This is a genomic window from Acinetobacter sp. ACNIH3 (assembly GCF_002918965.1).
Classification (GTDB): domain Bacteria; phylum Pseudomonadota; class Gammaproteobacteria; order Pseudomonadales; family Moraxellaceae; genus Acinetobacter; species Acinetobacter schindleri.
Genome location: NZ_PQLP01000042.1, coordinates 1 through 22,074 on the forward strand (window position 1 = coordinate 1; position 22,074 = coordinate 22,074).

The following is a 22,074-nucleotide window of genomic DNA, read 5'->3' on the forward strand; positions in this document are numbered from 1 at the left end:
AATTTTCTGACATTCATTTCTCAAATAAACTTCGAGTAATTTCTACCATCAATCAATGAAAATAATTTCGATCAATCAACCAGTAAAAATCCACACAAGTTGTTCTTCATAATCTCTTAATGATCTTTCTAACACCTCGTCAGTGCCAGAAGCTGGACTCAAAACACCGGATAACTCAGCGTCTCGCTTCGTTCATCACCGTGTATCTCGTCGGTATGGGTGCATTCTAGAGGATTTCAGAATCATTGCAACCCCCAATTCACTATATTTTTCACGTATGTATCTTTTTTCTACGAAAATCACTAAAAAATCGCTTTTTTATCTAAAATTTAACCGCTTCTTTGAAATAAAACCTGCATTCAGTGCAATTCATTTTAAAACGGTTATTTTTATTAAGACCTAATAGCTCTCAAAAAAGTACCAAATCTAAATAAGACTGTGAAATTTCAGCTCTGTATTCAGAATTTTTCAAAACTTGCTTATATCAGCTTACATATTTTGCTATTTTCTATCCGACTAATAGATATAGGTCCTATCAACAAAGTCAGTTTGCTGCTTTCATAGCGACTTCTTTTTCTAATCCCAGGTTTTAAAAAGTAAAAATAGTCAAATCAGCCGTATTCAGCTTTATATAAGTTACGAAACCTGACTTTTAATATCTATATAAAGCCAAAGAGAATATTAAGATAGCGAAGCTACGTATTGGCGATACTTATGTCCCACCCAGTGATGCATGACTTCTTCAATCACTTCTTTCTTACCTTTATAGTCCTCAGCAGCAAATAACAATTTAGCCCGACGAGGTAACCGCTCTTTGACTAAGGAAAAGAGAAGATAGTGTGATGCGAGATCGAGTTGCTGTAATAAAGTATATGCCTGTTTAAAAGATTTCTGTTTCTGTTCAGGCGTATCGTATTCAAATAGAAAACGTAAAATAAAATCAATTTCCTGATCAAAAATATCCTGAGTCCGATAGTGATACATAAACACTGCTTACCCTCTTATTTTAAATTTCTAGATCTTCTTTGAGACCTGATGTGATCAGCATACTGATAACTTTCTGGATGTCAGTATCTATCCGGCGATCTGTAGTGGATTTAAAGCAAATAAAAAAATTGATTTTTAAAAGACAATATAAAAAGGAAAAGTGGAGTTTTTCAAATAAAAAAGGAAGAGATCTCTCCCAAAATCTCTCCCTCGCAATTGAATCTTTACCCGATCCAGTATGTCATTATTATAGTTATTTGCTTCAGTATCTTAAAAAAAGTCTCTTGGGGAAGAGACTATAAGTTGTGGAGTTATTTATTATTACCACTACCCTCTAGATGTGCTTAAAGCGAATTCTCTAGATGAATAAATCTTATACATAATAATAGGGAAACGCAAGGGATTCGGCAAAATTTAACTCTTGTTTTTATAAGGTTTTTTTTGAATTTGCTTATTTGATTTTTGAATATAGAGTCATATAAAAAAAAGCAGGCCGAAGCCTGCTTTTAATTCAATAACTTAGAAAGTGTCTTAATCAACAAAGGTCACTTTTGCAATCGCTTTTTTGCTCGCCTGAACAATCAAAGTCACGTTTTCTTTCACAGAAAAAGACGTATCAACTGGTTGCCAGTCTACTTTTACTGCACCACGACCCAGCGCATCTTTGGCTTGTGCCGAGTTTTTAGTCAGACCCGCTTCACGCAGGATTGAAGTAATAAAGATTTCACCACCGAACTCGCTTAATGAAATGGTTACTTCCGGTGTGCCTTCAGGAAGTTCACCCTCAGTAATGATATTACCCGCGCCTTTATGTGCATGCTCAGCAGCCTCGCTTCCATGGAAACGCTCAACCAGTTCCAGTGCAAGAATGCGTTTCACTTCCTGTGGATTACGACCTTCTTCAATCTCTTTCAACAATACCTGAATTTCTTCTACAGATTTGAAGCTAAGCAGATCAAAGTAACGTTCGATCAGTGAATCCGGCATTGACAGTACTTTCTGGTACATCGCACCCGGCGCATCAAAGACGCCAATATAGTTACCTAAAGATTTAGACATTTTGTTAACGCCATCTAAACCTTCAAGAATTGGTACTGTAATACAGACTTGTGCTTCCTGGTCATAACGCCCTTGAAGGGTACGACCCATTAACAGGTTAAAGGTCTGGTCTGTGCCACCCAGCTCTACGTCTGCTTCTAGTGCTACTGAGTCATAACCTTGTACCAATGGATACAGGAATTCATGAATCGCAATCGGTTGCTGGTTGTTATAACGTTTTGTGAAGTCATCACGCTCAAGCATACGGGCAACAGTTTGCTGTGATGCCAGTTGAATCAGATCAGCAGCAGTTTTTTGTGCAAACCATTCCGAGTTAAACACAACTTTGGTTTTGTTTGGATCAAGAATTTTAAATACTTGTTCTTGATAAGTTTTAGCGTTTTCTAAAACTTGCTCACGCGATAATGGTGGACGTGTTGCACTTTTGCCGGTTGGATCACCGATCATCGCAGTATAGTCACCAATCAGGAAGAAAACTTCGTGGCCCAGGTCTTGGAACACTTTTAGCTTATTGATCAGTACAGTATGACCTAAGTGCAAGTCAGGTGCAGTAGGGTCAAAACCCGCTTTAATTTTTAGTGGACGATTCTGCTTTAATTTCTTTAGAAGATCTTCTTCAGAAATAATTTCGTGGGTGCCTCGTTGGATGAGGGCAAGTTGTTCTTCAGCCGGCAGGAAATTTGACATCACAAAACCCAAATACATCAGTTATTCAATTTGTGCGATATACTAACACTTTTTCAGCATATTGCAGGCTTAAGAATAACCATGACAGCGATCTATATTGGGGTAATGACCGGCACAAGCATGGATGGTGTCGATATTGTTGCTGCTTCTTTTGATCCACTCCAGCTTCATGCCACCCTCACCCTACCTTTTGATCATGATCTTCGTGATGAATTGATGGCGCTTACACTGCCAGGCGATAATGAAATTGACCGCATGGGTAAAGCAGATGTTGCGCTGGCACAGATGATTGGTCATGGTATTAATGCGCTGATTAAAGAAAATAATTTAGATCGATCTCAAATCAAGGCGATTGGCTCACATGGACAAACTATTCGCCACCGTCCTGAACATGGCTTTACTTTGCAGATCGGTGATCCAAACATTATTACTGAAATTACCCAGATTCCGGTGATTTCCGATTTCCGTCGCCGTGACCTGGCGGCTGGTGGCCAGGGTGCACCGCTAGTTCCGGCTTTCCATCAGGATATTTTTCAGCATGACAGTATTCACCGGGTGATTCTAAACCTGGGCGGTATTGCCAATGTCAGTATTCTACCTGCCGGTCAGCCAGATCAAGTCTACGGCTTTGATACCGGCCCAGCCAATATTCTGATGGATGCCTGGTGTGAGCGTTATACCGGCCAGCCTTTTGATGAAAATGGCAACTGGGCAGCCTATGGTACACCCATCCGTAGCCTGTTAGATCGTTTGCAGGAACATGCATTTTTCTCCAAAGAACCTCCCAAAAGTACTGGCCGTGAAGACTTTAATCTGGAATGGCTGGATGAACAGATTGCCGACTGGCGCAGTGCTTTAGAATATGATGAGCTGGAAGATACCCCGGAAAATGTTCAGGCGACGCTCATGAAGCTCACCACACGTGCCATTAAAAAAGCGATTTATCGCTCTGGTCTGGATACGGGTGAAGTCTATGTTTGTGGAGGTGGTGCTTATAATTCACATCTACTGGAACAGCTGCGCTGGCGTTTGCGTAAACATCACTGGAGTGTGCAAACCACAGCTGATTTAGGCTTAAATCCAACATGGGTCGAAGGCACTGCCTTTGCCTGGCTGGCGATGCGCTTTATGAATCAGCTGAGTGGCAATCTGCCAGCTGTGACCGGGGCTTCAGGCTATCGTGTGCTCGGGACGATTACAGCAGTTTAATCTCCTGAATTCTTATAACTATATATAGGTATAAAAAAGGTCTGCATTATTGCAGACCTTTTTTAAATCTCTGTTATTGCATCATCAGTTTGGCATTTTCATTCCGAAACGCACGTAAAATCTGCTGACCTGCCCGTCCGGTTGGAGTTAAGCCTAAACGGATCTGCTCTTGGCGGATCGCCTGACGGGTTTTATCCCCAATCAAACCATCCACTGCACCAATGTCATAACCTTTATTGAGCAAGAATTGCTGAATCTCTCGACGTTCTGCACGTGATGTGCCAGCATCATCGGTTGGCCATGTTTGCACCAAGCCACCTTTACCTTGCAAACGATCTGACAGATGTGCAATGGCTAAAGCATAGCTTTCGGCTGCATTATAACTATAGATGGCGTCAAAGTTTTTAAAGACCAGGAACACCGGCCCATTGGCACCGGCAGGCGCTAATAAACCAGCTTGAGAGGATTCCGATAAATTCCCTTGAATCAAGGCCGAACCATCGGCACGAACCACCCCTTGATTGATCCAGCTACTCAAGGATTTTTTATTGCGACGACCTTCACCCGAAACTGACATACCTTGAGGAATTTTGACTTCAAAACCCCATGGCTGCCCGGTTTGCCAGCCGCGTTTTTTCAAGAAGTTGGCTGTTGAAGCCAAGGCATCCGGGATGCTGCTGACGAGATCACGACGCCCATCACTATCAAAATCGACCGCCAGTTCATCATAAGTGGATGGCATAAACTGGGTGTGACCAAAAGCTCCGGCCCATGAACCTTTAAGCTGGTTTTCATAGACATCACCACGTTGCAACAGCTTCATGGTAGTAAAGAACTCACCACGGAAATAACTTTGACGACGACCTTCACAACTCAAAGTACCGAGCGCCTGCAATAAAGGATATTTACCAGAAATATCACCATAATTACTTTCCACGCCCCAGACTGCCACCACAGTTTCAGCCGGAATGCCATAAGCAGCACTAACTCGATTTAATACGTCGCGATGCTGCTGTAATTTCTGACGACCCTGCTGTACGCGCTCCTCATCGACCAGACCAGACAGATAGTCCCAAATTGGCGTTGAAAATTCTGGCTGATAGTTGAGTCTTTCAATTACAGAATAATCAGGGGTCAAATTTTGAGTATATCGGTCATAGGTCGCTGCATGGACACCTTTAGCGAGTGCCTGGGGTTTTAATCCAGCCAGACAGCTTTGAAATGAACTGGAACTTGGTGTATAGATGCCAGGACTCGAGGACAGCTCTGATGTACTCACACGCTGTCCATTAATGATCAGTTCAGCCTGTGCCTGAGAGGCAGCCAAAACAATTGAGCCAAGAAAAATTGCAAGCCGTTGCATAGTACCCTTGAATACTTATATTTCGAATTATGTTTCTATTCACCTTATCAGCTTGTGGATAAAATTAAAGCGTAAATACGTAAAATTTAAATTCATATTTTCTCCATTTTTAAATTTATTTGTAAGTTTTGAATTTAAAAACTTGTCCACAAGATGCTTTAAATTCAAATTTGAACTAATTTTCAAATTCAAAGCCATGTTATCAGCCTTTTAAATTCAAAATTGACTGTGTGGATAACCAACATCACATAAGCTTAATAATAAGTGATTGCAGACAATTAGGATTTAAATTCATTTATAAAATACAAGAAGGATTTTTAAATTCAAAACTTTGAATTCATTCCTTAGCTTTTAAATTTATTGTTTTGAATTTAAATTCAAAATAGAAAATTTAAATTCAAATGACCTCTTTTTAAATTTGAATTTATTTCTATGAATTTAAATTCAAAGCACACTTTGTAAGTTTTAAATTCATTTTAAATTTAAATCTGCATAGCCGAACTAATGCAGTAACAGATTAAATTTTCATCAATTATTTATAAATTATTGTCTGTTTTATAAGCAATTGATTTCGAAAATAATCCGATAAATGGCAGGGTATTTTCAAAGAGGCGCAATCATGCCTGAAAGCCGACAAATAAAAAAGCGACCACAGGTGTGATCGCTTTTTTTATCAGCAAGTTAAAGCTTAGATGCTCATATCTTCGCTCAATGCCAATGGATTCGGTAAAATCTTCGCCAGTTGACGACATAGCGTAGTCAATTGTGCACTGTCGGTTGGCATTAGGGTGATGTGACCAATCTTACGGCCTTCACGTTCTGACTTATTGTATAAGTGCAAATGCGCGCCTTCCAAAGCTAGAACATCTTCAGATTTTGGATGTTGACCGATGATATTCACCAGTACGGTTGGACGGATCACCTCAGTTGAACCTAATGGCAAGCCAGCCACTGCACGCACATGGTTTTCAAACTGAGAACACACTGCACCTTCAATCGACCAGTGACCTGAGTTATGCACACGTGGTGCCATTTCATTGGCATACAGACCCTTATCTGTCACAAACAGCTCAAGAGTTAATACACCCACATAGTTCAGATGATTCAGCAGGCGAGTAATATAGTCTTGCGCGACTGGCTGCAAGTCCGCACTGTTGGGGGCAGGTACAATCGAATGAGACAGAATGCCATTATGATGATGATTTTCAGCCAATGGCCAGGTCTTCACATCACCATCTTGACCACGTACCGCAATAATTGAGACTTCACGTGAGAAAGTGACAAAACTTTCTGCAATCAGTTCACCGGCAGGACCCAGTTCTGCCCAAGCCTGATCAGTTTGATCTGCTGAACGTAGAACGAATTGACCTTTACCGTCATAACCACCACGAGAAGTTTTAAGTACAATCGGCAGACCGAGTTCTGCAACTGCAGCTTTTAAGCTCTCTAGAGAGGTGATTGCTTTATATGGCGCAACCGGAATCTCAAGTTCATCAAACAGGGCTTTTTCAGACAGACGATGCTGTGCAATTGCCAAAGCCTGACGTGGCGGATGCAGGTCTTTGTTTTTCGTTAAAACATCTACATCAGCCAATGGTGTATTTTCAAACTCAAGGCTGAACACATCTGCACTGTTGATAAAGTCCTGCAGACCATTTTGAGCCTTGGTGGAAAATACTGGACCCAATGCAGCCGAAGGGCAATCTGTAGTGGCCTCAAAGAAAGTACATTGAATGTTTAAAGGCAATGCCGCTTGTGCCATCATTCGACCGAGCTGACCGCCACCAAAAATACCGATGGTTTTATCCATTGTGTTTTATCCCGTATTAAGCTTGGCCTGGAATATTGTTACTAGCGACTTTATCCGTTTGTGCAGCGCGGAAATCTGCAACATTTTTCGCGATGTCTGGGCGGGTCAGACCTAAAATTTGCGCGGCCATAATGGCTGCATTGGTCGCACCTGCAGGCCCAATCGCTAAAGTACCTACGGCAATACCTGCTGGCATTTGTACAATTGAAAGCAATGAATCGACACCATTTAAGATAGAAGATTTTACCGGCACACCCAATACTGGCAGATCGGTTTTTGCGGCACACATACCGGGTAAATGCGCTGCACCACCAGCACCGGCAATAATCACCTGGATGCCACGATCACGTGCTTGTTCTGCATATTCAAACAGACGGTCAGGGGTACGGTGTGCAGAAACGACTTCGGCTTCAAATGGGACACCAAGCTGCTTAAGCATATTGGCAGTGTGTTCGAGAGTCGCCCAGTCTGATTGAGAACCCATGATAATACCTACTAGAGGAGCATCTTGTGCAGCAGCCGCATTCATTGCAATGTTTCCAGAGATTAAAGTAAGAGAAGATAAATCTCGACGAGAGAGCCAAGCTTTAATGGGAGTGCGTATTATAGACTGAAAATTCAGCTTCATAAAATTTAACGGTCAAAGCAAGGCTCGATTTTTCTTATTTTTTTAATGAAATCTCAAAATCTGGAATAAAAATAGGGAAGTACACCACCTTAATGATATTAGGGGCTACGGAACACGAAATAGACACAGCCACACAGGCATAATCCTGCCCAGAGATAATCCAGTTTAAATGGCTGTTTAAACATAAACAGCATAAAGGGCACGAAGACCAGTAGCGTCACCACTTCCTGAGTGATCTTCATCTGACCGACTGCGAGCCCGTGTTGCGCCATCAGCCGTGTTGCAGGAATCATCAGGCTATATTCAAATAAAGCAATGACCCAGCTAAATAAAATGATCTTCCACATTGGGGCATCATGTGGTAAAAATTTCAGATGACCATACCAGGCCAATGTCATAAAGCAGTTTGCACAAACAAGCAGGAGCAGGGGCCAGAACATAGCGGATGCCGGTAGAAAATTTACAGGATATTTTACGGATTATTGCAGCAAAAGATAATCGTGGACCTTGGTTTTTTATCACATCTAGCATCGTTTCTTCACATAAAAAATCACGCCAGAATGCCTATCTTTTCCCGCAAAGCCTTGCTATCGTTGCCGGTAAATCGAATAAATCATGACAACAGCACAGAAAACAAAGTGATGTGTCAGTACAAAATGGAGTGAAGTAGATGCATCTGCATATCTTGGGCATTTGTGGCACCTTTATGGGCTCGCTGGCCTTACTCGCGCGAGACCTCGGACATAAGGTGACAGGTTCAGACCAGAACGTGTATCCACCGATGTCGACCCAACTGGAAAATGCAGGCATTACTTTAATGCAGGGCTATGACCGTAGCCACCTACAACCACATCCTGATCTGGTCATTGTTGGCAATGCCATGAAGCGTGGTATTGATGCTGTGGAATACATGCTGAATGAAGGCCTGCCTTATATTTCAGGTCCACAATTTCTTGCAGATCACGTACTGCAAGGTAAACACGTGTTGGGGGTAGCTGGTACGCACGGTAAAACCACGACGACGACAATGCTGGCGTGGGTATTGAACCAGGCAGGGTTAGAGCCAGGCTTCCTGATTGGCGGTGTACCACTGGGCTTTTCTGAAAGTGCACGTTTAGGTGGCGGCAAATACTTCTGTGTAGAAGCCGATGAATACGATTCTGCTTTCTTCGACAAGCGCTCCAAGTTCGTACATTACCATCCTAAGACTGCGATTCTGAATAATCTGGAATTTGATCATGCCGATATCTTTGATGATCTGGCCGCAATTCAAAAACAGTTCCATCATCTGGTACGCACTATTCCGTCTGAAGGTCGCATCATTGCACCGATTACGGAAACCAATATTGATGAAGTACTAGAGCAGGGTTGCTGGACACCGGTAGTTCGCACTTCACTGGATGCCAATGAAAAAGCTGAACTCTCTGCACAACAGTTGTCTGCTGATGGTTCACATTTTAAAGTGCTTCAGCATGGCGTAGTGAAAGGCGAAGTAAAATGGAATATGACGGGTCAGCACTCTGTTGCCAATGCTCTGGCAACTATTGCTGCGGCTGAGCATGTCGGTGTATCCATTGAAACTGCCTGTGAAGCACTCTCCAATTTTGGCGGTGTAAAACGCCGTATGGAGCTGCTCGGTACGGTACGTGGTATTGAAGTCTATGATGATTTTGCCCATCATCCGACTGCAATTGATACTACCCTCGACGGCGCACGCAAGCGTCTGGGTGAACGTAAGCTTTGGGCGATTATTGAACCGCGTTCGAATACCATGCGTATGGGCAGTCACAAAGAGGGTTTGGCTTATTCAGCACGTCTGGCGGATAAAGTGATCTGGTATCAGCCTGAAGGTCTGGATTGGGATCTGCAACCTGTGATTGAGGCTGCACCAAATAAAGCTGTGGTAGCACGTACTTTGGATGAGATCATTCAAACTGTTGTTACTGAAGCAGGCGAAGGCGATGCTGTGGTGATCATGTCCAATGGCGGTTTTGGTGGCTTGCATCAGAAATTGATTAGCGCCTTACAGTAAATTATCTAAATCAATACTTGTAGCCTTTATTCCATAAAATTTCTCAAGGATCGTAGACACATGTCTACGATCCTTTTTTAATGTTAAAAAATACTTAATTTTTTTAAGGAATTAACTATTTTACCAATGATCTAATCCTAAAAGTTCTGCTAGCTTAAAGCCATTACGTGTTTCTCAGCTGACAGTCGTCATAGCTAAATATGACTGCCAATCCTCTACAATAATCACTAAGAAGGATAGTGGCCATGTCAAATACAATGAAAGCAATGGTTTACTATGGCGCCAATGACATCCGTTTTGAAGAACGTCCCATCCCGAAAATCTTGCAGCCCGATGATGCCGTTATCAAACTGACTAAGGTCACGATCTGCGGGACCGACCTCGGCATCTGGAAAGGTAAAAATCCGGAAATTGAACAGGTGGCAAAAGAAAAAACCGGCGACTTTAATGGCCGGATTCTCGGTCATGAAGGCATTGGCATCATTGAAGAAGTCGGTTCAGCAGTCAAAAAATTTTAAAAAGGGTGATCGGGTCATTATTTCCTGCGTCAGCCGCTGCGGTACCTGTGAAAATTGCCAGAAACAGCTGTATGCACACTGTCGTAATGAAGGTGGCTGGATTATGGGTTATATGATTGATGGTACCCATGCCGAATATGTCCGCACACCTTTTGCTGACACCTCTCTTTACCATTTACCTGAAGACTTAAATGAAGACGTCGCCGTCTTCCTGTCCGATATCCTGCCAACCTCACATGAAATTGGTGTGCAATATGGTGATGTCAAACCGGGTGACAATATCGCGATCGTAGGTGCAGGACCAATCGGGATGAGTGCCTTGCTCACTGCTCAATTTTATTCTCCAGCCAATATTATTATGGTAGATATGGATGATAACCGGCTGGAATTTGCCAAAACGGTAGGTGCAACTCATACCGTTAACTCTGGTAAAGAAGATGCCATTCAAAAGATTTTAGAAATTACCGATGGACGCGGTGTCGACTATGCCATTGAGGTGGTAGGGGTGGAACCGACCTGGAATATTTGCCAACATGTTATAAAAGAGGGTGGACATATCGCCAACGTCGGCGTACATGGTAAAGCAGTGAATTTTGAACTGAACAAATTGTGGATTAAGAATCCTGACCATTACTACCGGTCTGGTCAATGCCAATACCACTGGCATGCTGCTCAAGGCCTGCTGTTCCGGCAAAATATCACTAGAAAAACTGGCCACGCATCACTTTAAATTTAACGAGTTTGAAAAGGCCTATGATGTGTTTAAACACGCGGTTGATGGAAAAGCCCTAAAAGTGATGATTGACATGAACTAATGCAAATCAGACAAAAAAAGTCCACCATGCGGACTTTTTTATTTTTAGTCTGGATTCACTAGATCAGAAATAGGGGACATAACCACGTTGTTTATAACCCTGAGGTGAAACCAGCTGTTGATGATTTTCGTCAACCCGATACAGGATCTCGAGCAAGCCATCCAGATCTTGCTGGTTCAGATAATGCGGCTGAAAAGTGCTATGACCTAGCTTGGAAAAGAACGAAGCAATCTCGCTATGCTTATGTACATATTTCATCGACCACTCAGCAAAGCTTGACGCTTCCACGGTTGTATCAGCGAAACGATACACCTGCTGATGCCGACGGTCTTTCGAAATACTTTGAAAAAGCTGCTCTACAATCTCAGGTTCACCTTGCAAACACTGGAAAAACTTTCCTTGTGCATAATACAGTGCTCCATAGATCTGATGCTCATAATTGAACTTTCGTGCAATTGCTAAAATATCACTCAGGTCTTGTAATAGATCTTGTTCTGTTTCGATGCGCGTACTGGCATAACAGAGTTGTAGCATGAATGATTCCTTTAAATTTCAAGTATTGATTTTATAGTCAATATATTGGGTTTAGGTTATTTTTTAATCAAATATCAGCTATTTCTTACACTGTTTTCAGTTTGCATTTTGTAGCTAAATTATTAAAAATTAAAGAGACATCATTGAAAAATAATTACTCGAATGATAATGCTTTTAATGAGGGTGAAACATGCTAAAAGATCTTTTCATCACGTTAAGCTTGTTATGTCTGTGTTTCGCGCTAGTCATCGTGTTGCATAGCTGGGGCTTGCAACGTGAGATTAACATGCTGATCAGCAGCATGCTATTAACTTGGGCACTATTGATTTGTGTGGATCATCGCGCCTTTTTTCAGACCAGCATCTCCCTGATCATCGTTATTTTGATCATGCTGCAACAGTATGAACAGATTGTCTGGATGGGATTAGGACTCTTCAGTGGCACTCTGCTTTATAGATTGCCACAAGCCCATAAACAGGGCTTATCGTCTTTTATCCATTTGAATCTTTTTATTCCAACGGGGTGGTTTAAAAGGCTAAAGTCGCTACGTCATGTAAATTCCGATCACGCTTAAACATGACATGCACATAAGAGCATTGTGGAATAATTTTCAGCTGTTTCTGACGTGCAAATTCGACCAGAATATCCAGCATTTTACGGGCCACACCTTTACCACGCAGTGCATGTGAGACCCAGGTATGGTCAGCAACAATGGTGTCCGGTTCACGCCATTGATAAGTAATTTCTGCTACGCGCTGACCATTGTCTTCCATGTAAAACACACCGCCGCGCTTTGAGTCCTGATGTTTGATGTTGCTCATTTTCTTACCTGTTGTACTAATCCAGGATCAACCTGTTATATCGTCATATCCTCATCCATTAAACATCTTATAGATGTTTAGTCCCATCTTTGAGTTAGATGAAGCCCTACTGAAGTACATCCCGTATGCTTTCATTTTTGTCAAACACCGACTTGGCAAAAGGGCAGAGTGGAATAATTTTCAGAGCATGCATTCTGGCAAAACCGACCGCAGCTTCGACCAGCTGTTGTCCAACACGCTGTCCGCGTAGGCTGTCATCCACCCAGGTATGATCAATAATGAACTTATCATCACCTGCCCGGAAATATGTCATTTCTGCCAGGCGCTGGTCTTTCTGCTCTTTCTGCGCCACATACCATTCACCTTTAGTTCCTTGTTCCTGGTGTTCAATCTGCATAGGTTTACCTCAAGATTTTATCTCAGACTGCCATAGTCCTCAGCTTTACAATGTTGCAATTTTTTTAATTCCGCTGAGTAAAATTACAGCCTGCCTCATGTGAAATTTTCTGGCAAAAGCATAGAATGTGCCGATCCTGTATTGATCCTCCCTCATGTCTGCTTCTGCTCAACCCCTTTCTATTATACGCCAATGGATCTGTGTGATTGCCTTGACCTGTGCCGCTTTTATTTTTAATACGACCGAGTTTATTCCAGTAGCACTACTGAGCGATATAGGAAAGAGCTTTGCCATGACTCCAAGAGAAGTCGGGCTGATGCTGACCATTTATGCCTGGGTAGTCGCATTACTGTCTTTACCAATCATGCTGCTCACTAGAAATATTGAACGCCGTTTCCTGCTTACACTACTGTTTATGGTCTTTATTGCCAGTCATGTGCTATCTTATTTTGCCTGGAGTTTCATCGTCTTGGTTATCAGTCGGATCGGAATTGCAGTTGCTCATGCACTGTTCTGGTCAATCACGGCATCACTGGCAGTGCGTGTAGCACCGAAAGGAAAAGAATTTCAGGCCTTAGGCCTACTATCTACCGGTACCGCGATGGCAATGGTACTCGGAATTCCTTTTGGCCGGATGATTGGCGAAGCGTATGGCTGGCGTAACAGTTTTGGATTAATTGCGGTGATTGCCACGTTAGTCTGCTTTATTCTGGTTAAAACTTTGCCACATTTACCGAGTATTAATTCAGGCTCCTTTAGTAGTTTAAAGGGCCTGATCAAACGGCCCAGCCTGATGCTACTTTTTGTACTGACTGTATTGGTGATCAGCGCCCAGTTCACAGCCTATAGTTATATCGAACCTTTTGCGTTGAATGTGGCACATTTCAGTTCTGCACAGACCACAACATTGCTGCTGATCTACGGCGGAGCAGGCTTCCTGGGTTCCTACTTGTTTGGTAAATTTGCACCACAGTTTCCACGACTGACGATTCCATTTTTCACTTTAGGGCTGGGTATATCGATGCTCTTGCTATTGCCAATGTCAGTGAGCCTTTTTGGCTTAAATAGCCTGAGTCTTATGTGGGGAGTCAGTATTATTGGTTTTAGTCTGGCTTTACAGGCAAAGACTTTAAACCTCGCCTCAGATGCCACCGATGTAGCCATGGCAATCTTTTCAGGTTTATACAATGTCGGGATTGGTGGGGGTGCATTACTCGGCGGGATCGTGACCGCGCAAATTGGCTTGGGCAGTATCGGCTGGATGGGAGGATTATTGGCATTTTTTGGATTTGCGCTTAGTGTGTTTCTGGTACGCCGTCCTGATTTTCTTAAAGCTTAGTGAATGATTTTTGTAAATAAAATTGTATCCCTAATTAAAATCTGTCATGCTTAATTTACATTGAGCTATCGCTCAGACAAAATTTAGTTTGAACAAGGGGAGTAGCCTCCTCCAAACGTTTAAGAATGAAATTTCAGTTTTTGAACGTGTCAGAATATCGTCATTACACTTTGCAAAAAGTCGGTATCTGAGCATCTTTAGGTTACACTTGATATAAAAAAGTGAAACACTAAGATGTAGGCAAGACCTTGATCATGTTGTTATAGATGTTTTTCATCTGGCAGCTGGTCAAGGTTTTTTTATGGCCAGTCGTCTGATGTGGAGAATTCACATGGAAACAATTGGTACGCTCTGGCTGTATCTTGTCTTTTTCGCAATTGTCGCCGTCATGCTGGTGATCGATTTAGTCGGCTTTAAACATCAGCATGGTCAGGAAGTAAAAGTCCGTACCGCTGCCTACTGGAGTATTGCCTGGGTCAGTGTCGCGACTTTATTTGGTGGTGGATTATGGCTGTATCTGGAGCAGACTGCAGGTGCGGCAATTGCCAATACCAAGGTCATGGAATACTTTGCTGGTTATCTGCTGGAAAAATCCCTAGCAATTGATAATGTCTTTGTCTGGCTGATGATCTTTGCCGCCTTTGCCATTCCACCAGCGCTACAACGTAAATTGCTGTTATATGGTGTACTGGGTGCGATTGTGCTCAGAACCATCTTCATTTTTATTGGTGCCTGGTTTGTACAGGAGTTCTCGTGGATTCTGTATCTCTTCGGTGCGTTCCTGGTGTATACCGGCTTCAAATTCCTGCGTGGTCAGCATGAAGAAGACAGCAATATTGAAGATATGGCCATTCTGAAATGGCTACGTAAACATATGCGTATTACCCCGCAACTTCAGGGCGATAAATTCTTTGTCCGTCAAAATGGTTTGCTTTGGGCAACGCCGTTATTCTTGGTGCTGATTCTGGTCGAAGCCTCTGATGTGATCTTCGCAGTCGATTCTATTCCTGCTATTTTTGCTGTCACCACCGACCCCTTCATTGTGCTTACTGCGAACCTGATGGCAATTTTAGGCCTGCGTGCAATGTTCTTCCTGCTCTCAGGTGCAGCCTCAAAAATGCATTATCTACCTTATGGCCTAGGTTTGATTCTGGTCTTTATCGGCTTTAAGATGCTGATGCTGGATGTATTCCATATGCCGATCTGGATTTCACTGAGCTTTATTGTGATTGTCTTGACGGTGACTGCGATCTTGTCGATTCGGCATAGCAAGAAACATAACGAAACTACGCTGTAAAGCTAATCATAAAAAAAGCCTGCTGATGCAGGCTTTTTTATTTGTCTATAAGCTCAGCTGCATACGCACGCTCTGTTGAAATTATTCGTGATTGTCTGATCTCATAAAAAATATGCATGGTTAAATATGAATGTTCATATAAACATGCTAATTTTTTCAGCTACAATCAATCGAAAAAATCAAAAAGCGCAGGTTTTAAATGTCTTCTATCATTGCAACGACGGCAGTACGCGGTCGCTTCCTGGATATCAAGAATACGGTTGCCCAAGCGCGTGAAATTCACGACCAAGTGCGATATGTAGAAGATGGCTTGCTCATCAGCCAGAATGGTGAGATTCAATGGTTTGGCAGCTGGAAAGAGGGGCAACAGCATCTGCCTGAAGGAGTGCAGGTAGCTCATTATCCTGAGCAGCTGATCGTGCCAGGTTTTATTGATACCCATATCCATTTTCCGCAAACTGAAATGGTCGGTGCTTATGGTGAACAACTTCTAGAATGGTTAAATACCTATACTTTTCCGACCGAAATCCAGTTTCAGGATCCAGCTTATTCAGAAAAAATTGCCGAGTTTTTTGTAGAAGAATTACTGAAAAATGGGACCACTACAGCACTGGTATTCTGTACCGTACATCCACAATCCGTAGATGCTTTATTTAATGCAGCGACGACGCGTAATATGCGTCTGATTGCGGGTAAAGTGCTAATGGACCGTCATGCACCGGAAGCACTGACGGACACCGCAGAAACAGCGTATACCGATTCTAAAAAGTTGATTGAAAAGTGGCATGGTAAGGGCCGTAACCTGTATGCGATCACGCCACGCTTTGCTCCAACTTCGACAGCTGAACAGCTGGAAAAAGCAGGACAACTTAAAGCGGAATATCCGGATGTGTATGTGCATACTCATTTAAGTGAAAACAAGAATGAGATTGCCTGGGTCAAGGAATTGTTCCCGGAACATCAAAGTTATTTAGATGTTTACCATTACTATGGTCTCACCGGTTCTAAATCAGTATTTGCTCATTGTGTGCATCTGGAAGAGGGGGAGTGGGATTGCATGCATCAGACCGACTCGGCTATTGCCTTCTGTCCAACCTCAAATCTGTTCCTGGGCAGTGGCTTATTCCCTTTGAAAAAGGCTTGGGACAAAGGTGTTAAAGTGGGACTGGGCACCGATATCGGGGCAGGGACCTCATTTAATCAGCTACAAACCCTGAATGAAGCCTATAAGGTGCAGCAATTGCAAGGCGATAAACTGTCTGCCTTTGAATCGCTATATCATGCGACACTGGGTGGAGCCAAAGCCTTGAGTCTGGAGGATCAACTCGGCAATTTTAATATCGGTAAAGAAGCCGACTTTGTTGTATTAGATCTGAATGCGACGGCGTTACAACAGCTGCGTCAAAGCAAAGCCAAAAATATTGAAGATGCATTTTTTGCACTGATTATGCTGGGTGATGACCGTAATATTGCAGCGACTTATGTTTCTGGAGAAGCGGTTTATGCCAAAACAACAGCTCAGCAAAAAGCCTGAAAAATCGCGCCGTCGCACATGGTTCATGTTATCAGCAATAGCCATTGGCTGCGCTTTTTTACTCAAGCGCGATTCACAATTGCCGAAAAAATGATTACATTAACACAGGGCAAAACAGGTGCATCTGCCTGCTGGATGTATTAAAATTACTGATATATCAGGTGTTGCAGGTCAACACCTTTTTTATTTTGCTATTTTTACTTTTTAGGTATCTACCCATGACCGTTCAAATGAGCGTAATGATTTCCGCTGAAGAAATTCAAGCTAAAGTCAAAGAGCTTGGTGCTCAAATCGATGCACACTATGCCAATAGTGACAAAGAACTTGTGCTCATCGGTTTGTTACGCGGTTCAGTGATTTTTATGGCCGATTTATGTCGTGTAATTTCAAAACCACATGAATTGGATTTCATGACGGTATCCAGTTATGGCGGTGGCACGGTATCGTCACGTGATGTAAAAATCCTGAAAGATCTAGATGGCGAAATCCGTGGTAAAGATGTACTGGTGGTAGAAGACATCATCGATTCCGGCAACACCCTGAGCAAAGTTCTGGAAATTCTGCACACCCGTAACCCAAACTCGATTCAGCTCTGTACCTTGGTCAGCAAACCTTCACGCCGTGAAATTAATCTGGATGTGCAGTTCCTTGGTTTTGAAGTTGAAGACAAGTTTATTGTCGGTTACGGCCTCGATTATGACCAGAAGTATCGCCATTTGCCTTTTATTGGTGAAATTGGTCTTTAAGAGATCCAACTTTCAAAAGTGGCGACAGCCACTTTTTTTATGTCTGCTTCACATGAACAAAAAGCTAACATTCCGTTTCAGGACTTCGCTAGATTGAAGACTTGACTTATCCGATGATGATTTCTGAACATGACTTAAAAACAAAGACATGATAAGAAAGGAGCATACATATGTGGTCACTTATAGTTGCAATTGTTATTGGTTTTATCGCAGGTTTAATTGCGCGTGCAATCCATCCTGGAGATGACAAGGCAGGCTTTATTATGACAACCCTACTGGGGATTGCCGGTTCATTACTTGCGACCTATGGCGGTCGGATGCTAGGTCTTTATGAGGAAGGTTCAGCAGCAGGCTTTATTGCTTCGGTGATTGGTGCCATTATCATTCTGTTTATCTACAACATGGTCACCAAACGCAGAACTGTCTAAATATTTAATTGAATAATTTCTGTTTTGCATTGAAAAAAGCACCCTGTCGGGTGCTTTTTTATTGCTGGGTTTTTAAAGATTCAATTCAAAGCTTCTGCTCTCGATATACTTCAGATGACCAAGCGAAAGTTAAGATTAAAGACCAAGTTCTATCAGAATCTTTTCAATCTGTTCAGCTGGATAGGCACCCATGACTTTAAAACCATTCGAGAAAATAATTGCTGGGGTACCCTGAATATTTAGGGATTTAGCCAAGGCCAAGTTGCGTTCTACCGGATTGGCGCAGCGTTTGCCAGATTTAGGCTGAATACCTTTACTAATCAGATCATCCCAGGCTTGAGCCGGATTTTTTTCACAATAAATCTGTCGTGAAGGAGCTATAGATTGCGCTTTCAGTGGCAGAACAAAAGTGTAAATAGTTACGTCATTGAGCTTTTTAAGTTCTAGTTCAAGCTGTTTGCAATAGGGGCAATTGGGGTCAGAAAAAATCGCCAGCTGACGCTTGCCAGTGCCTCTTACTGTTTTCAATGCATCCTGTAAAGGCAGCTTTTTCCAGTCGATACTGTTCTGTTTCAGCACCAGATCCCGGGTAAGATTTTGCTTATCGGCAAGGCGAATCATAGACCCACCGATGAGATGCTTGGCATCCTCGTTCAGGTAAACCACTTGTCCATCCATAGAACCACTATAGATCCCTTTCATTTCAGTAGTCTGAAGATTTTCAATCTTCAGGTCTGGGCTATGTTTGGCCAGGTTAGCTTTGACTGTATTGATATCGGCAAAGCTAAGGCTCGTAGCCAATACCGTCATGGCCAGCAGTAGGATAGGTTTCAGCATGAATCTCCTGCTCATGTCAGAGTAAAGTAGTGCTGATTCTATGCGTTTTATGCAGAAAAATCAGATGATTTATGTACTGTCATGTTTTAGTATTTTTAATGTTTCACGTGGAACATAAACTACTTATGAAATAGAAGTAACCGGATTAATCTCTACAGAAATATGCACGATTTCTTCATGAATAGAAATAGCGTCGCGTACCTGATCAGGACTTAGATCTAGCGCAGTCTCCAGCGCCACAAAACAGGCAAACTTGCCTTTCCCAACGCGGGAAACATGCAGGTCAGACAGTTTTACTAAAGGACCAAATTCCGCAATAACTTCCCGGATTTCATCTACCACCGGTGCATCCATATCGGCATCCAGCAGGGTTTTGGCAGTCTGTTTCAATAAACCAATAGACTAGCGTGCGACCAGGACCGAGCCAACAATTCCGAGCACAGCATCCAGAATATCCCAGCCAAAATACTTACCGGCAAGCAGGGCTATGATGGCAAAAACTGAAGTCAGGGCATCTGCTACTACATGCATAAATGCTGCCTGATGATTCAGGTCATGCTGATGGTCAGAATGGCTAGGATGATGCTCATGATCGTAGTGATGCCCATGAGCATGTTCATGTCCACCATTACGCAGCAACCAGGCACAGACCAGATTAATAAATAAACCTAAAATCGCAATAGGAATAGCTTCACTATAGTGAATCTCTACCGGAGCAAACAGGCGTTCAATCGAATGGAAAGCCATAAAGCCCGCAATCACCAATAGCATGATGGCACTACTATAACCTGCCAGAATTTCAATGCGCCAGGTCCCCATATTAAAACGAGGATCATCGGCATAATGACGTGCTGCTTTGTAGGCGGCAAAGGCAAGTCCCAAGGCCAGGACATGGGAACTCATATGCCAGCCATCTGCCAGCAAGGCCATGGATTGAAAGACCCAGCCACCCATAATCTCAAATACCATCATCACGGCAGTCAGGATTGTGGCGAGCAGTATTTTCTTCTGTGCCAGTGGATTGCCTTGATCAAACTGATGGTTGTGCTGTGGAGCGGTATTGTTTTGCATTCGAGTGGTCTTGTTTATATACTCCCCCTTAGTATATTTATTTTTGGAGACTTGGGGTGAGTCATTTGCATGAAGATAAAAAAATATTAAATCGTGTACGGCGTTTAAAAGGTCAGATTCATGCGGTGGAAGCCTCACTGACACAGCAAGAACCCAGCTGTATTGATGTGCTACAACAGGTCGCTGCCATTAAGGGGGCGGTGAATGGTCTGATGAATGAACTGATTGAGGAGCACCTTAGAGAGCATGTAATCAAAGATCCAGAAGCTGTCAATGAACAGGATCTTCAGGAATTTTTAAAATTGCTCAAGCGTTATGGCTGATTTTTTTCTGCTGAATATTTTCGTTTTGTTTACAGCAAGATAATTGACCGCTTTTTCATCTAACCGATACACTGCTTTCCATTCAAATTTTTATTCAACATCATTTTTCTGGAAGCGTGATGTTGAACTTCTATGGCAGCAGCATGACAATAAATACCACATGGCGACCATTCGCCATGGTCAGCCTTACATTGATTATGGGGACTATCGGCACGGCACTGGCCAGTCCGCTTTACCCTATTTATCAACAGGTTTGGCATCTATCTCCAAGCCAGATTACTTATATTTTTGTCGCCTATATGTTTGGCTGTCTAGGCACTCTGTTGTTTCTGGGACGAACCAGTAACAGTATTGGTTTTTTAAGAACCTTACAAATCGGCTTGGTATTTATCAATATAGGCTTAATCATTTCCGTCTTTGCAGACAATGCAGTGATTTTATCAGTGGGGCGTTTCATTATCGGCATTGCCTCAGGTCTCATGACCACTTCTGCCATGATTGGCATGATACAAACCATTCCAGAGAGTCATAAGCAGTTTGCGCCGCAACTGGTATCAATCCTGACTGCGGTTGGCTTTGGTTTGGGTCCTTTGGTCGGCGGAATCATTGCGCAGTTTTCTCAGATGCCACTGATCACTCCATATCTGCCTATTATTTGGGGGGCAGTACTGTGTTTTATTGGCTTGTTCTGGTTAAAAGTGCCAGCATTTGAACGTCAGCCCTTTAGTATTGCACCGAAATTACTGCGTCCTGAGCCTCAATATCATGCTTTGTTTATGATCGTGGGTTTGACCGCATTTTGTGCCTTTGCTGCCTTTAGTTTATTTGCCTCACTGTCGCCCTCTTTTCTGCAGGATATTCTGCCTTGGCATGGGCCTCTAGTCAGTGGTACCGCCATCACCTGCATTTTGCTGATTTCTGCCATGGTGCAGTTCTTTGCTAAAGCGGTTGCTGCAAAGAAATGTCTGAATATTGGTTTGATCATTATGTTTGCGAGTCTGATAAGTCTTGCACTGTGTATGCTCCTCAAAACGAGCATCTTATTTTTTGTCAGTGATATTCTGTTTGGAATTGGACATGGTTTTGCCTTGATGGGCGCATTTGGTGTGATTTATGCGATCACAACCTTACAGAATCGGGCCGCAGTCATGTCGACCTATCTGTTTGTGGGTTATTTAGGCACAATTGTGCCAATTATTGCAGTGGGTTATCTGGCCGATCATTTTGGCTTGGGTTTTGCTGTTATCAGCTTCTGTGCGGTGATTAGTATTTTATGTGTAGTTCTCTGGGTATCACATCAGAAACTGTGTGTAAAAGGCTGATATAAAAAACCCTCTATGGAGGGCTTTTTATATATCTTGAAGATTATTTTCCAATACAGAATGTAATTTTTAAAAATTTAAATATTAAAATCAACATATTAAAAATAAACAAAAAACCTAGTGACTAATAAGTGACTATTTTTAACAGGCATAAAAATTTTACCAGCTCTTTTTGGATTTAAGTTATTAAGTAAGCATCCGCTGAACGCCATCGCCAAGTTTTAACGGGGTTCAGGTTTCCAGCGGTGAGGTAGTAATTCTTCTATTTGGGGCACTTTATGTGTTGGCAACCTTTTCAGCACATCACTTAAATAGGC

The 22,074-nt window shown here is 42.6% G+C and carries 24 protein-coding genes and 1 pseudogene; 13 read left to right on the forward strand and 12 right to left on the reverse strand.

Features of this window, described 5'->3' with window-relative positions:
• Positions 1 to 681 precede the first annotated feature (681 nt).
• Both C3420_RS13480 and tyrS read right to left on the reverse strand, forming a co-directional pair.
• Positions 682 to 984 carry a hypothetical protein gene (locus C3420_RS13480; RefSeq protein ID WP_048880955.1) on the reverse strand — a complete coding sequence of 101 codons (303 nt, stop codon included), beginning with the start codon at positions 982 to 984 and terminating at the stop codon, positions 682 to 684.
• Positions 985 to 1,518: 534 nt separating this feature from the next.
• Complete coding sequence (tyrS, locus tag C3420_RS13485) at positions 1,519 to 2,751, reverse strand: tyrosine--tRNA ligase (protein ID WP_163172613.1); 1,233 nt, start codon at positions 2,749 to 2,751, stop codon at positions 1,519 to 1,521.
• 63 nt (positions 2,752 to 2,814) lie between these two features.
• On the opposite strand from tyrS, the gene C3420_RS13490 reads away from it, so the two are divergent.
• Positions 2,815 to 3,942, forward strand: a complete 1,128-nt coding sequence (locus tag C3420_RS13490; protein WP_103801029.1) for an anhydro-N-acetylmuramic acid kinase — start codon at positions 2,815 to 2,817, stop codon at positions 3,940 to 3,942.
• Positions 3,943 to 4,015: 73 nt separating this feature from the next.
• Here C3420_RS13490 and C3420_RS13495 read toward each other — a convergent pair whose 3' ends face one another.
• The 4 genes from C3420_RS13495 to C3420_RS13510 all read right to left on the reverse strand — a co-directional run bounded on the left by C3420_RS13495 (position 4,016) and on the right by C3420_RS13510 (position 8,183).
• Entirely contained in the window at positions 4,016 to 5,305 is a 1,290-nt protein-coding gene (locus tag C3420_RS13495) for a lytic murein transglycosylase (RefSeq protein ID WP_103801028.1), read from the reverse strand.
• 688 nt (positions 5,306 to 5,993) lie between these two features.
• A complete protein-coding gene (locus C3420_RS13500) occupies positions 5,994 to 7,115 on the reverse strand; it encodes a 5-(carboxyamino)imidazole ribonucleotide synthase (RefSeq protein WP_103800870.1) in 1,122 nt (373 codons plus the stop codon).
• A gap of 16 nt (positions 7,116 to 7,131) precedes the next feature.
• A complete protein-coding gene (gene purE / locus C3420_RS13505; protein ID WP_004813961.1) occupies positions 7,132 to 7,644 on the reverse strand; it encodes a 5-(carboxyamino)imidazole ribonucleotide mutase in 513 nt (170 codons plus the stop codon).
• Between the two features lie 197 nt (positions 7,645 to 7,841).
• Complete coding sequence (locus C3420_RS13510; protein ID WP_103800869.1) at positions 7,842 to 8,183, reverse strand: DMT family protein; 342 nt, start codon at positions 8,181 to 8,183, stop codon at positions 7,842 to 7,844.
• Between the two features lie 5 nt (positions 8,184 to 8,188).
• On the opposite strand from C3420_RS13510, the gene C3420_RS17415 reads away from it, so the two are divergent.
• From C3420_RS17415 to C3420_RS17920, 4 genes are all read left to right on the forward strand, one after another.
• Complete coding sequence (locus tag C3420_RS17415) at positions 8,189 to 8,362, forward strand: hypothetical protein (RefSeq protein ID WP_171294478.1); 174 nt, start codon at positions 8,189 to 8,191, stop codon at positions 8,360 to 8,362.
• Between the two features lie 51 nt (positions 8,363 to 8,413).
• Positions 8,414 to 9,775, forward strand: coding sequence for a UDP-N-acetylmuramate:L-alanyl-gamma-D-glutamyl-meso-diaminopimelate ligase (gene mpl / locus C3420_RS13515; protein ID WP_103800868.1), 1,362 nt, complete (start codon positions 8,414 to 8,416; stop codon positions 9,773 to 9,775).
• A gap of 245 nt (positions 9,776 to 10,020) precedes the next feature.
• Positions 10,021 to 10,293 carry an alcohol dehydrogenase catalytic domain-containing protein gene (locus tag C3420_RS17860; RefSeq protein WP_103857238.1) on the forward strand — a complete coding sequence of 91 codons (273 nt, stop codon included), beginning with the start codon at positions 10,021 to 10,023 and terminating at the stop codon, positions 10,291 to 10,293.
• Positions 10,241 to 11,023 (forward strand): zinc-binding dehydrogenase, encoded by a 783-nt coding sequence (locus C3420_RS17920; RefSeq protein WP_322869409.1) that lies wholly within the window; start codon positions 10,241 to 10,243, stop codon positions 11,021 to 11,023. The genes C3420_RS17860 and C3420_RS17920 overlap by 53 nt, the downstream gene beginning before the upstream one ends.
• A 148-nt stretch (positions 11,024 to 11,171) precedes the next feature.
• Here the strand turns inward: C3420_RS17920 and C3420_RS13530 are convergent, their stop codons facing one another.
• Positions 11,172 to 11,642: a BLUF domain-containing protein gene (locus tag C3420_RS13530; RefSeq protein ID WP_048880951.1), complete on the reverse strand. Its 471-nt coding sequence runs from the start codon at positions 11,640 to 11,642 to the stop codon at positions 11,172 to 11,174.
• Between the two features lie 190 nt (positions 11,643 to 11,832).
• On the opposite strand from C3420_RS13530, the gene C3420_RS13535 reads away from it, so the two are divergent.
• Positions 11,833 to 12,216: a hypothetical protein gene (locus C3420_RS13535; protein ID WP_005220468.1), complete on the forward strand. Its 384-nt coding sequence runs from the start codon at positions 11,833 to 11,835 to the stop codon at positions 12,214 to 12,216.
• Here the strand turns inward: C3420_RS13535 and C3420_RS13540 are convergent.
• Both C3420_RS13540 and C3420_RS13545 read right to left on the reverse strand, forming a co-directional pair.
• Positions 12,170 to 12,463: a GNAT family N-acetyltransferase gene (locus tag C3420_RS13540; RefSeq protein ID WP_004813972.1), complete on the reverse strand. Its 294-nt coding sequence runs from the start codon at positions 12,461 to 12,463 to the stop codon at positions 12,170 to 12,172. The two genes, C3420_RS13535 and C3420_RS13540, sit on opposite strands and share 47 nt — an antisense overlap.
• Before the next feature lie 106 nt (positions 12,464 to 12,569).
• Entirely contained in the window at positions 12,570 to 12,860 is a 291-nt protein-coding gene (locus C3420_RS13545) for a GNAT family N-acetyltransferase (RefSeq protein ID WP_103800867.1), read from the reverse strand.
• 154 nt (positions 12,861 to 13,014) lie between these two features.
• Between C3420_RS13545 and C3420_RS13550 the strand changes: the two genes are divergently transcribed.
• The 5 genes from C3420_RS13550 (at position 13,015) to C3420_RS13570 (ending at position 18,204) form a co-directional block, all read left to right on the forward strand.
• Entirely contained in the window at positions 13,015 to 14,199 is a 1,185-nt protein-coding gene (locus tag C3420_RS13550; protein ID WP_103800866.1) for a sugar transporter, read from the forward strand.
• Between the two features lie 331 nt (positions 14,200 to 14,530).
• A complete protein-coding gene (locus C3420_RS13555; protein ID WP_071321234.1) occupies positions 14,531 to 15,496 on the forward strand; it encodes a TerC family protein in 966 nt (321 codons plus the stop codon).
• Positions 15,497 to 15,695: 199 nt separating this feature from the next.
• Positions 15,696 to 17,030: a guanine deaminase gene (gene guaD / locus C3420_RS13560; RefSeq protein WP_103800865.1), complete on the forward strand. Its 1,335-nt coding sequence runs from the start codon at positions 15,696 to 15,698 to the stop codon at positions 17,028 to 17,030.
• Between the two features lie 218 nt (positions 17,031 to 17,248).
• Positions 17,249 to 17,776, forward strand: a complete 528-nt coding sequence (gene hpt, locus C3420_RS13565) for a hypoxanthine phosphoribosyltransferase (protein ID WP_048880947.1) — start codon at positions 17,249 to 17,251, stop codon at positions 17,774 to 17,776.
• 170 nt (positions 17,777 to 17,946) lie between these two features.
• Complete coding sequence (locus tag C3420_RS13570; protein ID WP_004813984.1) at positions 17,947 to 18,204, forward strand: GlsB/YeaQ/YmgE family stress response membrane protein; 258 nt, start codon at positions 17,947 to 17,949, stop codon at positions 18,202 to 18,204.
• A gap of 135 nt (positions 18,205 to 18,339) precedes the next feature.
• On the opposite strand, the gene C3420_RS13575 is transcribed toward C3420_RS13570, so the two are convergent.
• Positions 18,340 to 19,041: a DsbC family protein gene (locus C3420_RS13575; protein WP_048880946.1), complete on the reverse strand. Its 702-nt coding sequence runs from the start codon at positions 19,039 to 19,041 to the stop codon at positions 18,340 to 18,342.
• 123 nt (positions 19,042 to 19,164) lie between these two features.
• A pseudogene (dmeF, locus tag C3420_RS13580) lies at positions 19,165 to 20,112 on the reverse strand (CDF family Co(II)/Ni(II) efflux transporter DmeF).
• A 56-nt stretch (positions 20,113 to 20,168) separates the two neighbouring features.
• Here dmeF and C3420_RS13585 point away from each other — a divergent pair.
• Complete coding sequence (locus tag C3420_RS13585) at positions 20,169 to 20,435, forward strand: metal/formaldehyde-sensitive transcriptional repressor (protein WP_004813991.1); 267 nt, start codon at positions 20,169 to 20,171, stop codon at positions 20,433 to 20,435.
• A gap of 176 nt (positions 20,436 to 20,611) precedes the next feature.
• Positions 20,612 to 21,757 (forward strand): MFS transporter, encoded by a 1,146-nt coding sequence (locus C3420_RS13590; RefSeq protein ID WP_103800871.1) that lies wholly within the window; start codon positions 20,612 to 20,614, stop codon positions 21,755 to 21,757.
• 221 nt (positions 21,758 to 21,978) lie between these two features.
• On the opposite strand, the gene C3420_RS17925 is transcribed toward C3420_RS13590, so the two are convergent.
• Positions 21,979 to 22,074: transposase domain-containing protein (locus C3420_RS17925; protein WP_139133946.1), on the reverse strand; the 96-nt coding region annotated here is incomplete at its 5' end.